The organism is Ruegeria sp. AH12, assembly GCF_056541465.1.
The window spans coordinates 71,878-83,792 of the sequence record NZ_JBQFYL010000004.1 but is presented as its reverse complement, the minus strand read 5'-3'; the positions used below and the strand labels follow the sequence as shown (position 1 = coordinate 83,792).

16 protein-coding genes and 2 tRNA genes are annotated in these 11,915 nt (G+C 58.6%); 17 read left to right on the top strand and 1 reads right to left on the bottom strand.

Annotated features, from left to right (window positions below):
• The first annotated feature begins 2 nt into the window (after nucleotides 1–2).
• Nucleotides 3–896 (top strand): hypothetical protein, encoded by an 894-nt coding sequence (locus ACR0EL_RS09240; protein ID WP_480499547.1) that lies wholly within the window; start codon nucleotides 3–5, stop codon nucleotides 894–896.
• 195 nt (nucleotides 897–1,091) lie between these two features.
• Here the strand turns inward: ACR0EL_RS09240 and ACR0EL_RS09235 are convergent.
• Nucleotides 1,092–1,166: transfer RNA gene (locus ACR0EL_RS09235), tRNA-Thr, on the bottom strand.
• Nucleotides 1,167–1,249: 83 nt separating this feature from the next.
• On the opposite strand from ACR0EL_RS09235, the gene ACR0EL_RS09230 reads away from it, so the two are divergent.
• From ACR0EL_RS09230 to ACR0EL_RS09155, 16 genes are all read left to right on the top strand, one after another.
• Entirely contained in the window at nucleotides 1,250–1,405 is a 156-nt protein-coding gene (locus tag ACR0EL_RS09230) for a hypothetical protein (RefSeq protein WP_353010619.1), read from the top strand.
• 6 nt (nucleotides 1,406–1,411) lie between these two features.
• Entirely contained in the window at nucleotides 1,412–2,680 is a 1,269-nt protein-coding gene (gene murA / locus ACR0EL_RS09225) for a UDP-N-acetylglucosamine 1-carboxyvinyltransferase (protein WP_480499546.1), read from the top strand.
• Entirely contained in the window at nucleotides 2,677–3,153 is a 477-nt protein-coding gene (locus ACR0EL_RS09220) for a DUF2948 family protein (protein WP_480499544.1), read from the top strand. Before murA ends, ACR0EL_RS09220 begins: the two co-directional genes overlap by 4 nt.
• A complete protein-coding gene (locus ACR0EL_RS09215) occupies nucleotides 3,154–3,675 on the top strand; it encodes a GNAT family N-acetyltransferase (RefSeq protein ID WP_480499543.1) in 522 nt (173 codons plus the stop codon).
• 61 nt (nucleotides 3,676–3,736) lie between these two features.
• On the top strand, nucleotides 3,737–5,038 hold the full coding sequence (hisD, locus tag ACR0EL_RS09210) for a histidinol dehydrogenase (protein ID WP_480499542.1): 1,302 nt from the start codon (nucleotides 3,737–3,739) through the stop codon (nucleotides 5,036–5,038).
• Between the two features lie 98 nt (nucleotides 5,039–5,136).
• Nucleotides 5,137–5,616, top strand: a complete 480-nt coding sequence (locus ACR0EL_RS09205) for a UPF0262 family protein (protein WP_480499541.1) — start codon at nucleotides 5,137–5,139, stop codon at nucleotides 5,614–5,616.
• A gap of 3 nt (nucleotides 5,617–5,619) precedes the next feature.
• The gene (locus ACR0EL_RS09200) at nucleotides 5,620–6,072 is read left to right on the top strand and encodes an arsenate-mycothiol transferase ArsC (RefSeq protein ID WP_170536457.1); all 453 of its coding nucleotides are present in this window, start codon (nucleotides 5,620–5,622) and stop codon (nucleotides 6,070–6,072) included.
• 3 nt (nucleotides 6,073–6,075) lie between these two features.
• Nucleotides 6,076–6,474, top strand: a complete 399-nt coding sequence (locus ACR0EL_RS09195) for a ketosteroid isomerase-related protein (RefSeq protein ID WP_480499540.1) — start codon at nucleotides 6,076–6,078, stop codon at nucleotides 6,472–6,474.
• Nucleotides 6,467–7,060 carry a GNAT family N-acetyltransferase gene (locus tag ACR0EL_RS09190; RefSeq protein ID WP_480499539.1) on the top strand — a complete coding sequence of 198 codons (594 nt, stop codon included), beginning with the start codon at nucleotides 6,467–6,469 and terminating at the stop codon, nucleotides 7,058–7,060. The genes ACR0EL_RS09195 and ACR0EL_RS09190 overlap by 8 nt, the downstream gene beginning before the upstream one ends.
• Nucleotides 7,061–7,379: 319 nt before the next feature.
• Nucleotides 7,380–8,255 (top strand): carbon-nitrogen hydrolase family protein, encoded by an 876-nt coding sequence (locus ACR0EL_RS09185; RefSeq protein ID WP_480499538.1) that lies wholly within the window; start codon nucleotides 7,380–7,382, stop codon nucleotides 8,253–8,255.
• A gap of 90 nt (nucleotides 8,256–8,345) precedes the next feature.
• Complete coding sequence (gene infA, locus ACR0EL_RS09180; RefSeq protein ID WP_005978431.1) at nucleotides 8,346–8,564, top strand: translation initiation factor IF-1; 219 nt, start codon at nucleotides 8,346–8,348, stop codon at nucleotides 8,562–8,564.
• 11 nt (nucleotides 8,565–8,575) lie between these two features.
• Nucleotides 8,576–9,154, top strand: a complete 579-nt coding sequence (locus ACR0EL_RS09175; RefSeq protein ID WP_480499537.1) for a Maf family protein — start codon at nucleotides 8,576–8,578, stop codon at nucleotides 9,152–9,154.
• Entirely contained in the window at nucleotides 9,151–10,173 is a 1,023-nt protein-coding gene (locus ACR0EL_RS09170) for a ribonuclease E/G (protein WP_480499536.1), read from the top strand. The genes ACR0EL_RS09175 and ACR0EL_RS09170 overlap by 4 nt, the downstream gene beginning before the upstream one ends.
• Nucleotides 10,170–10,352: a DNA gyrase inhibitor YacG gene (locus ACR0EL_RS09165; RefSeq protein ID WP_480499535.1), complete on the top strand. Its 183-nt coding sequence runs from the start codon at nucleotides 10,170–10,172 to the stop codon at nucleotides 10,350–10,352. Before ACR0EL_RS09170 ends, ACR0EL_RS09165 begins: the two co-directional genes overlap by 4 nt.
• Before the next feature lie 79 nt (nucleotides 10,353–10,431).
• Nucleotides 10,432–10,506: transfer RNA gene (locus tag ACR0EL_RS09160), tRNA-Phe, on the top strand.
• A gap of 165 nt (nucleotides 10,507–10,671) precedes the next feature.
• A complete protein-coding gene (locus ACR0EL_RS09155; RefSeq protein WP_480499534.1) occupies nucleotides 10,672–11,871 on the top strand; it encodes a tyrosine-type recombinase/integrase in 1,200 nt (399 codons plus the stop codon).
• Nucleotides 11,872–11,915: the final 44 nt, after the last annotated feature.

The window sequence follows — 11,915 nt, the reverse complement described above, 5'->3', positions numbered from 1 at the left end:
CGATGCCGGCGGCACATCTGCTCAAGGATGAGGTGCTACGTCGAAGACTGGCGCGCGGGATTGGCCTGCTGGTTCTGGCGCTGTCCGTCATTTTCATCGGACGCGAGATTGCACGCAATTGGGACGCGCTGATCAACTTCGATCCACCCGAGGGGTTCTTTCTACGTTGCGCAGCGATGGTTGCCCTCTATTCAGCGTTGCTATTTGTGCTGGCCGAGATGTGGCACCGCATCGTGCAACTATTCGGACCCGAGCCGCGCCGCCGGACGTATCGGTCATTCACCCTCTCTCAAATCGCGCGATACGTTCCCGGCAATGTTGTCCACCTTGTGGGACGCGCTGTCTTGCTGCGCGGTGGATCTTTGAGCGACAAGCAATTGGCGGCTGCAACTATCGTCGAACTGATTTGCCTACCCGTTGCCGCTTTGGTGATCTTGGCAACTGGTGCCTGGTTCGTGCCGGCTGACCTTCTGCCGTTCGATACCATCGGGCCTATCTGGCTTGCGTTGACGATTTCAATCGTGGTTTTGCTGGTCTTGGTATTAGTTTGGTTTGCGGCCAAGCAGGACCTACCATTCTCTGCTTTGCTCTTGATTGCGTTTCTTGCGATCGTATTTCTTCTGGGCATGAGCTCGGTCGCCGCTTCGGTCTTGAGTGCAATCGACGATGTACCTATTGGCGTTGTGGCCCTCGCCGGTGTTGTTTCTTGGTTGGTAGGGTACGCAACGCCTGGTGCGCCAGGCGGTTTAGGCCCTCGCGAAGCCGCGTTCATCGCAGTCTTAAGTGGCGCTACGACACCCGGTTCAGCCCTGATCGCTGCTGCTGTTTTCCGGCTGATTACCGTCGCTGGGGACGTTGTGTGCTTTGCGATAGGGGTTGCCCTTTTTAGGCGTTAGCGCGGGTATTTGGATGACCTGTGTCGAATTTCTCTCCGTTTTACCTATCGAAGGCAGGAAGAGGTAAGTTGGGCTATTTGGCAGGTGCAAAGACACGCGGAATAGAGAACTATCGCATGTAAGTTATCAAGCAAACGTGGGCTAAACCGGTCAAATACACCGATCTTGTGGCTGCTGAACTATCGTGGATTCTGATGGTGCTGCTGGAGAGAATTGAACTCTCGACCTCTCCCTTACCAAGGGAGTGCTCTACCTCTGAGCTACAGCAGCATCGTGGGCGGGTGATTAGACTTAAACGAAACGCGGCGCAAGGGTATCTGGACGGTTTTTTTCGCCTCCTGTAGAGAAAGACCATGGCAGAGAAAAATGCACAAAAAAATCACGGCAAATCCGGGAATGCGCGCGAAGAACGCCTGAAGGCCGCGTTAAAGGCGAATATGGCGCGGCGTAAGGCGCAGGCTAAGGCGCGGGCCGCTTCCGGAAATAAAGCTGACAAAGACGAGGGATAAGAGCAGATGGATTCGATTCTGGTGACGGGCAACGGCCCGCTGAACGGACAAATTCCGATTGCGGGGGCTAAAAATGCGTGTTTGACGCTTATGCCCGCAACGCTTCTCAGTGAAGACCCGCTGACGCTGACCAATGCGCCGCGGCTGAGCGACATCAAGACCATGACCGCCCTGCTGCAATCGCTGGGGGCCGAGGTGTCTTCGTTGCAAGACGGGCAGGTGATCGCGATGTCGAGCCACAACCTGACGAGCCAGACAGCCGACTATGACATTGTGCGCAAAATGCGAGCGTCCAATCTGGTGCTGGGCCCGCTTTTGGCGCGGTTTGGGCAGGCGGTTGTGTCCTTGCCGGGCGGATGCGCGATTGGTGCGCGCCCCATGGATCTGCATGTCGAAGGGCTTGAGGCTCTGGGCGCTGAGATTGAGCTGAAAGATGGGTACCTGCACGCCAAGGCCTCGGGCGGGTTGAAGGGTGCTGTGCATGAGATGCGATTTGCATCCGTTGGGGCCACCGAGAACATCGTCATGGCTGCAACGCTGGCCAAGGGCTCAACGGTTCTGAAAAACGCGGCACGCGAGCCTGAGATCGTCGATCTAGTCGAGTGTCTGCGCAAGATGGGCGCTCAGATCTCGGGCGAGGGGACATCGACCATTGAAATCCAGGGCGTGGATCGGCTGCACGGGGCGACCCATCAGGTTGTGACCGACCGGATCGAGTTGGGCACATATATGCTGGCCCCGGCCATCTGTGGTGGCGAGGTTGAATTGCTGGGCGGGCGAATGTCCCTGGTCGAATCATTCGCGGCCAAACTGGACGCGGCGGGTGTAAGCGTTGACGAAACAGATAAGGGCCTGAAAGTTGCGCGCAAATACGGGTGCGTGACGGCTGTGGATGTGGTCACCGAACCTTTCCCGGGCTTCCCTACTGACCTTCAGGCCCAGATGATGGCGCTGATGTGCACGGCCGAGGGGACCTCGGTGCTGGAAGAGCGTATCTTCGAGAACCGCTTTATGCATGCGCCTGAGCTGGTTCGCATGGGAGCCCAGATCGAGGTGCATGGCGGAACGGCAACCGTGACGGGTGTTGAACGTTTGAAGGGCGCGCCTGTCATGGCGACAGACCTGCGCGCTTCGGTTTCGCTGATCCTGGCAGGGCTTGCCGCCGAAGGTGAGACCACGGTAAGCCGGGTCTACCATTTGGATCGCGGCTATGAACATGTGGTGCGCAAGTTGGAAGGCGTGGGCGCAAAAATCGAACGGATCAAGGGCGAATGACGGACGCAAGTTTTGAAGACGGGCGCGAAGCCCCGCTGAATCTGGGGGCTGAGGATGCAGATGACCTGAAGGTGATCTCGACCCTCGTGCAGGATGCGGTTTTTCCCGTGACCGAGATGAAATGGCAACAGTCGAAGCGCCGCTTTGGCCTGTTGCTGAACCGCTTTCGCTGGGAAGACAGGGATGCCGCCGCCCGCCGTGACCGCCCGTTTGAACGGGTGCAGTCGGTGCTGGTCTTCGATTCCGTTCTGTCCGTGGCCAGTCAGGGCATTGATCGCAGCGAAAAGGACATGGTCATGTCGCTGCTGTCCGTCGAATTCGAACCCGGCGAGGATGGCGCGGGCCAGGTCTTGCTGACCCTGGCGGGAGACGGCGCGATCCGCCTGAAGGTCGAGGCGTTGGATGCCACGCTCAAGGACGTCACACGCCCATATCGCGCCCCATCCGGCCGGGCGCCGCAGCACCCCGAATAGATGCAGAACAAGCGCGGCATTTCTCAGGCGTTTTCAAATGTGCCCGAGGGTATTGCCCTGCGTCCGGCGACGGTGTTCGATGTATTCGACATCAGCCGCGTGCTGATCCGGTCGATCACGCAGCTTTGTGTGGCCGATCACAACAATGATCCCGACCATCTGAAACAATGGACCGCAAACAAGGACCCGGCGACCATCCGGGGCTGGTTCAAGCCGGGATCACAGATCTGGCTGGCCCAGCGTGAAGGGCAGGTGGCCGCAGTCGGTGGGTTGTTCGAAACCGGCAAGATCACCTTGCTCTATGTTGACCCGGATCACGTCAGCAGCGGGGTGGGGGCCGCGTTGCTCAACCGGCTGGAACGGCAGCTGGCCGCGTGCGGCTGTACCGAGGTGCATCTGGACGCCACCCAAACCGCACGGGAATTCTACTTGAAACAAGGGTGGCACCGGGAAAACACGACAGGCGACTGGAACGGCATTCCGCAATATCCCATGCGCAAATCGCTGCACCCCGAGGGCTGAGGGTTGAGGCCGCGCCCCGTCGGCGATATGTCCCGTGGCGCAACGCTCGGAGTGCCAGATCATGCCCGTTTTCCTTGACGCCACATCACCCGATTTCGAAACCGCCTTTCAGGCCCTGCTGTCCGCCAAGCGCGAGGACAGCCCGGATGTGGACGCGGTCGTGGCGCAGATCATCGACGATGTCCGCAACCGGGGCGACGCGGCGGTGATCGAACTGACCGCGAAATTCGACCGGCTGGAGCTGACGCCCGAAACACTTGCCTTCAGCGCGCAGGAGATCGCAGACGCGGTGGCGCAGGTCGGGGCCGAAGACCGCGCGGCGCTGGAACTGGCCGCCGCCCGCATCCGGGCCTATCACGAACGTCAGATGCCCAACGACCACAGCTGGACGGATGAGGCCGGGGCCACCCTTGGCTGGCGCTGGTCGGCGGTCTCGGCCGCCGGGCTTTATGTGCCGGGCGGGCTGGCTTCTTACCCGTCTTCGGTTCTGATGAATGCTATCCCGGCCAAGGTGGCGGGGGTTGAACGGCTGGCCATTGTTGTGCCCACGCCGGACGGGCAGGTGAATCCACTGGTTCTGCTGGCCGCGCAACTGTCGGGCGTGGACGAGGTTTATCGCATCGGCGGCGCGCAGGCGGTTGCAGCGCTGGCTTACGGTACCGGCACCATCGCGCCGGTCGACAAGATCACGGGCCCGGGCAACGCCTTTGTGGCGGCGGCCAAACGGCGGGTGTTCGGCAAGGTCGGCATCGACATGATTGCGGGCCCTTCGGAAATCCTGGTCATCGCTGACAAGGACAACGATCCCGACTGGATCGCGCTGGATCTGCTCAGCCAGGCCGAACACGACGAAAGCGCGCAGTCGATCCTGATCACGGATGATACCGCTTTTGGCCAAAGCGTCGCGAAGGCGGTCGAAAAGCGCCTCGAAACCCTGCAACGCCGCGCCATCGCCGGGGCCAGCTGGCGCGACTTCGGCGCCATCATCACCGTTCGTAATCTGGATCAGGCTGCGATCCTGTCGAACCGTATCGCCCCGGAACATCTGGAGCTGTGCGTCGCGGACCCGGTGGCGCTGAGCGAAAAAACCATCCACGCCGGGGCCATCTTTCTGGGCCAGTACACGCCCGAAGCCATCGGCGACTATGTCGGCGGCCCCAACCACGTGCTTCCGACGGCCCGGTCCGCCCGGTTCTCGTCCGGGCTCAGCGTGATGGATTTCCTCAAACGCACCACGCTCAGCCAGATGACCCCCGAGGCCCTGCGCGCCATCGGCCCTGCGGCTGAACAGCTGGCGCAATCGGAAAGCCTCGAGGCGCACGGCCTGTCAGTCACGGCGCGTCTGAACCGCCTGAATGGCTGAAATGACGCAAAGATCGGACATTTATGGCGCTTCTCTGCGTTGCCGACGGGATTCCGTTGATATAGGTCTGTGCTGACACAAGGATTGTGACCGTAAAGATGACCCGTATTTCGCGTATCGAACTGGATGACCGAAACCTGCCACCGCCGACCCCCGAGATCGAGCAGGAACGCAAGGTTGCCATCTATGATCTGCTGGAAGACAACAGCTTTTCGCTGCCCAAACGGGATGACCGCGTCATTCCTGATGGGCCTTACCACGTGCAACTGTCGATCCGCGACAAACGGCTGGTCTTTGATATCGCGACGGAACAGGCTGAAAAAGCTGCCGAATTTCACCTGTCGCTCGGCCCGTTCCGGCAGGTGGTCAAGGATTACTTCCAGATCTGCGAAAGCTATTTCGACGCGGTTAAGACCTTGCCACCAAGCCAGATCGAGACCATCGACATGGCCCGGCGCGGTATCCACAACGAAGGCAGCCGCGTTTTGCAGGAACGGCTTGAGGGTAAGGCCGATGTGGATACCGACACTGCCCGTCGCCTGTTCACGCTGATCTGCGTGCTGCATTTCGGGGGGTAACGCGTGAAGCCTCTGCCGCAGTCGGTCCTCTTCTGTTGCGACCACAACTCGGTTCGGTCCCCGATGGCCGAAGGCATCATGAAGAAATTTTACGGCACCGGCACATACGTGCAATCCGCTGGGGTCTACAATGATCTGGAAATCGACGGGTTCTGCATCTCGGTCTGTCATGAGATCGATGTTGAGCTGTCGCGCCATCGCTCGCGGTCGTTTGATGAGATGCAGGAATGGGGTGATGACCTCAGTTCCTTTGATCTGATTGTCGCGCTGTCGCCCGCAAGCCAGCGCAAAGCACTGGAACTAACGCGGGTTTTTCATCTGGATGTCGATTATTGGCCAATAATGGACCCTACCGGGATGGGTGAGACGCGCGAAACCAAGCTACACCACTACCGACAGACCCGCGATCAGATCATCAAGCATCTGAAAGACCGCTGGGGCGAACCTACGGAGTGACCCATGAACCAGACCGTTCAAACCTATTTCGATGCCTTCAACGCCGGGGATGTGGGCGGCATGCTGGCCTGTTTGTCCGATGATGTGGCCCATCACGTAAACGAAGGCCAGATCCGTGTGGGCAAAGAAAAGTTTGCGGCCTTCTGCGCCCATATGAATCGCTGCTACAAGGAAAACCTGACCGATATCGTGGTCTTCGAGGCCGAAGGCGGCACGCGCGCGGCGGCAGAGTTCATCGTAAACGGCACCTATCTGGAAACTGACGAAGGGTTGCCGGATGCCCACGGTCAAACGTATCGCCTGCCGGCCGGGTCGTTCTTCGATCTGAAAGACGGTAAAATCACGCGCGTCACTACTTTCTACAACCTTGCGGATTGGACCAAGCAGGTCTCGAATGGCTGAGGTCACCGCGGTCCGCGCCCTGACCGGGGCGGCGCTCGAAGCTGCTCTGGATGACGTGGCACGCCTGCGGATCGAGGTGTTTCGAGCTTGGCCGTATTTGTACGACGGTGATCTGGAGTATGAGCGGACGTATCTGCAATCCTACCGCGACAGCGACAAAGCCATTGTTGTTGGCGCGTTTGATGGGGATCGTCTGGTTGGTGCTTCGACTGGCGCACCGCTGATGGATCACGCCGACGATTTCGCAGCGGCCTTTGATGGCACAGGTCTGGACTTGTCGCAGATCTTCTATTGTGCGGAATCTGTCCTGTTGCCTGACTATCGCGGGCAGGGCGTCGGGCATAAGTTCTTTGATTTGCGCGAAGCTCATGCCCGGGAACTGGGCTTCGCCAAATGCGCCTTTTGTGGTGTGCAACGCCCAGCGGACCATCCGCTGAGACCCGAAAGCCACCGACCGCTAGATGGGTTCTGGCGAGCGCGAGGATATGAGCCCTTGCAGGGTGTCACTGCGCAGTTCTCGTGGAGAGACATCGGGGAAAAGGGCGAAACGCTCAAGCCGTTGCAGTTTTGGATCAGAAGTCTTTGAAACGATTTTGGATCACGTTTGAGTTCTCGGATGAAGATACTCCACCGCCCGGCGTAAATTTGGGCGTAGGGGTTACGGCGACATCTCAGAAAGAGGCTCTTGCGATCATCCAGAACGAGATATTCAACAGGGGAGACTTGCCGAAAGTTGAGAAAATCGTCGTGGACGTGGATATGTCAAATTTAGACGCCAGGCACATCAAGCCCAATATGGGCATACCTGTATCGCCCGGTATCTGGTTTCCTTAGGCTATGAGTGACAAAGCCTATAGTGAGCCTGTCTCAGGTTCTTTGTCGTGTCTTTGCGCGAGAGGTTCGTAATGAAAGTCGCCACCGCTGCCTATAACCTTGATTGGCTCGATAGCTGGGCGCAATACGAGGATAAGCTGGATCGTTGGGTTTCGGACGCCGCTGAGCAGGGTGCTGAGTTGCTGGTGTTCCCGGAATACGGCGCGATGGAGCTGTCTACGCTGGAGGGCGCGGACGTGGCCGGCGACCTCGAACGGTCAATCCTAGCGGTCTCGGACCGGATGCAAGACGTGCAGGCCCTGCATCAACGTCTCTCTCAGGCTTACGATACATACATCCTGGGCGCGTCAGCGCCGGTTTGGAATGATGTGGGCCGACCCGTAAACCGCGCGGCGCTTTATACCCCGAACGGTCGGCAGGATCATCAGGATAAGCAAATCATGACCCGGTTCGAGCGCGAACACTGGGACATAGCCCCCGGTGGACCGCTCAAACTGTTCGATACAGCACTGGGCAAGATCGGCATTCTGATCTGCTACGACAGTGAGTTTCCTTTGCTGGGCCGCGCCCTGAATGAAGCGGATATCATACTGGTCCCGTCCTGCACCGAGGCACTTTCAGGCTATTGGCGGGTTCGCATCGGGGCGATGTCGCGTGCATTGGAAAACCAATGCGTGACGGTGATGGCCTCGTTGGTTGGTAACAATGACTGGTCCGAAGCAGTGGATATGAACACCGGCACAGGCGGCATCTTCAGCCCGCCCGACAAAGGGTTTCCGCAGACCGGCGTACTGGCCGAGGGTACTCTGAACCAGCCCGGCTGGACCTACGCCGACATCGATCTGAGCGCCATCGCCAACGTCCGCGACGATGGGCATGTCCTAAATCGCGCGCATTGGGACGAGCAAAACCCCCGAGTCGAAACGGTCACAATCTCAACGCTTTAGTGATTCTGGCCTTGAAATAAGGCCGAAATAGGCTCATTTAGGCGCACATCCTCGCAGATTCTGCGAGTGCAACCTAACGATGGAGACAACATGGCCAAGGAAGATACGCTCGAATTTCCCGGTGTCGTGAAGGAACTCCTGCCTAATGCGACGTTTCGGGTCGAGCTGGAAAACGGCCATGAGATCATCGCACATACGGCAGGCAAGATGCGCAAGAACCGCATCCGTGTTCTGGCTGGCGACAAGGTTCAGGTCGAGATGACCCCTTATGATCTGACCAAGGGTCGGATCAATTATCGCTTCAAGTAACGCTCTAACTAATGGCGTTTATCCTTGGATCGGGCAGCCCAAGGCGGCTGGACCTGCTGGCGCAGCTTGGCGTACAGCCTGATGCGGTCAGACCTCCGGATATCGATGAAACGCCGCTTAAGGGGGAACTACCTGTTCCCTATTGCCACCGCATCGCCCAGGAAAAGGTCAACGCGGTTGCGGCGGGTGATGATGATGTCGTGCTGTGCGCTGACACAACTGTCGCCCTGGGCCGTCGCATTCTAGGCAAGCCAGAGGATGCTGGCGAGGCTGCGGCGTTTTTATATGCCCTGTCCGGTCGACGCCACCGTGTGATCACTTCTGTTGCTGTAAGGCGCGGGGATCGCGTTCTGCAACGCGATGTGGTCTCGCAGGTGCGGCTCAAGCGCCTGTCGGATATTGAAGTGAACGCCTACCTGAATACCGGAGATTGGCAAGGCAAAGCCGGTGCCTATGCCATTCAGGGACCCGCAGGTGCGTTCATCCCGTGGATTTCGGGATCGTTCACTGGCATTGTTGGACTGCCCTTGGCCGAGACATCGGGATTGTTGCAAGCCATCGGATACCCGCTTTATCGAGGAACGCCATGAAGGGTCGTACGATTGTTTTGGACCATATCGAGGGTCGCGAAGCTGCGGCCTTGATGGTGGATGGTAAGCTGGATGACTTTCTGATCGCAGGGGATGCCCCGCCACCCGGCACGATCTACCGTGCCAAGGCAGATCGCCCTGTCAAAGGGCAGGGTGGTATGTTCCTTACAACCCCCGATGGACCTGCTTTTCTACGACAGGCAAAAGGGCTGGCCCCGGGCGCTTTGCTGCTGGTTCAGGTCACCGGATACGCAGAAGAAGGTAAGGCACTTCCGGTTACTGATAGGGTCTTGTTCAAAAGCCGATATGCAATTGTTACGCCGGATGCGCCGGGCCTGAACATTTCGCGCAGTATCCGGGATGAAGACGCGCGGGACCGGCTACTGGAAATCGCCCATGACATGATGGGCGACAGCCCCTATGGACTGATCCTACGCTCCTGCTGTGCCGGTGCGGATGCCGAAGAGATTGCCGAAGACATCAGTGCGATGCTGGCGCAGGCCGAGCAGATTTTGGATGATCCGAGCACTGAACCCGAAACACTGAGCGAAGGCGACAGCCCCCATGTGCTGGCCTGGCGTGATTGGACCGACCCGGCGGACGTTTTCACTGAGCCTCGAGGGTTTGAAACCCACGGTGTTCTGGATGTGCTTGACATCGCGCGCGGCATTCAGGAACCGTTGGCGGGCGGAGGGTATCTGTTCATCGAGCCGACGCGGGCTTTGGTCGCCGTAGACGTCAATACGGGCGCCGACACATCGCTGGCAGCTGGCACGAAGGCGAACTTTGCCTGCGCCAAACAGTTGGCCCGCGCGTTGCGGGTACGGGGCCTGGGGGGGCAGATCACGCTGGACCTTGCCCCAATGCCCAAGAAAGACCGTCGGGGTTTTGAACAAGCCCTGCGCGCAGCTTTCCGGCATGACCCGGTGGAAACAACACTGGCTGGTTGGACACCATTGGGCCATTTCGAGTTGCAGCGGAAAAGAGCGCGTATCCCATTGAAAGAGGTGCTGAAATGAGCTGCCCGATCTGCGGGGAAGATACGGTAATCAAGTTCCGCCCGTTCTGTTCGAAGCGTTGTGCAAATATCGATCTTGCTAAATGGCTGAACGGCTCCTACGCCGTGCCGTCGCAACGGGAAGAGGATGTTGAGGCGGACGAATCCGATACCAGCCAGATCGGGCAGCGGCCGCACTGAAAAAATGTGAAAAAGCCTCTGGACAGTCCCTGACGCAAGTCATAGAACGCCTCCACCCAACGGCAAGCGCCGTTCCCGTGCCCGGGTAGCTCAGGGGTAGAGCAGTGGATTGAAAATCCTCGTGTCGGTGGTTCGATTCCGCCCCCGGGCACCATTTATACTTTCAGCAGCATCCAGCACTGTCCGATATTTTCGGTAACGCCATGATTTTGCTGCATTCTGAGTCCAGCGTCGTTCAGGTGATTCCGGGGGCAGCCAGACAATCTGGGGGTATTTCCGGGGGTATTTTCAAAACCACATTAATTCGATTCCTGTTCCCATGCCGTTGACCGATACAGCCATCCGAAACACCGCAAGCCGCGAAAAACCTTACAAAATATTCGATGGGGGCGGTCTGCACCTGCTGATCAATCCGTGCGGGTCCAGGCTCTGGCGGCTCAAGTACCGGTTTGGGGGTAGAGAAAAGCTCCTTTCTCTGGGTCCTTACCCGCTCGTCAGCCTCAGACTTGCACGCGAAAAACGTGATGCCGCGAAGTTGCTTTTGCTGGAAGACAAAGACCCGGGAGAGGAGCGGAAACTGGCACGGATTGAGGCCGAACGGGAACGCGCAGTGACCTTTGGCGTCGTGGCCCGGGAGTATGTCGCAAAGCTGGAAAAAGAAGGGCGGGCGCCTGCTACTCTGAAGAAGCTGAACTGGCTCATCAGTCAGACTGAGCCGATGCTTTCAGAACGCCCTGTTGCGCAGATAGAGACCCCGGATGTTCTGCGCCTGCTGCGGCAGGTTGAGAGCAAAGGAACCTATGAAACAACCAGCCGGCTCAGGAGCACGATCGGGTCAGTGTTCCGCTATGCAATTGCGACCGGGCGCGCGCATAAGGATCCTACAGAGGCACTTAAGGGCGCGCTTGTCCGTCCGCAGGTGCGTTCCAGATCAGCGATTCTTGATCCGAAAGAGCTTGGCCTGCTTCTGAACCGGATCGATGCTTTCTCGGGTCAGCCTGCGACAAAACATGCGCTGCATCTCCTTGCCCTTCTGGCCCCGCGCCCCGGAGAGCTCAGACTGGCGACATGGGATGAATTTGAGTGTCAGGAGGCGACATGGCGTGTCCCGGCGGAACGAATGAAAATGCGCCGCCCTCACCGTGTTCCGTTGCCACGGCAGGCGCTGGATCAGCTGAAAGAGTTGCACCGGCATACGGGAACAAGTGATTATCTTTTCCCCTCCGCGCGCTCCTGGAAGAAACCCATGTCGGAAAACACTCTGAACGCTGCACTCCGGCGAATGGGGTACTCGTCCGATCAGATAACCGCACATGGGTTCAGAGCAACGTTCAGTACCTTCGCAAACGAGAGTGGCCTGTGGGCTGCAGACGCGGTCGAACGCGCTCTGGCCCATGTTGAAGGCAACGATGTGCGGCGCGCCTATGTTCGGGGAGAACACTGGGAGGAGCGTATTCGGATGGCGGATTGGTGGGCTGAAAAACTCGATCAGCTTCGAACTGATGCAAAGGGGCAGTGACGTGGTTCTGATTGCAGATCTGATTACGGCCGATAACTGGATCA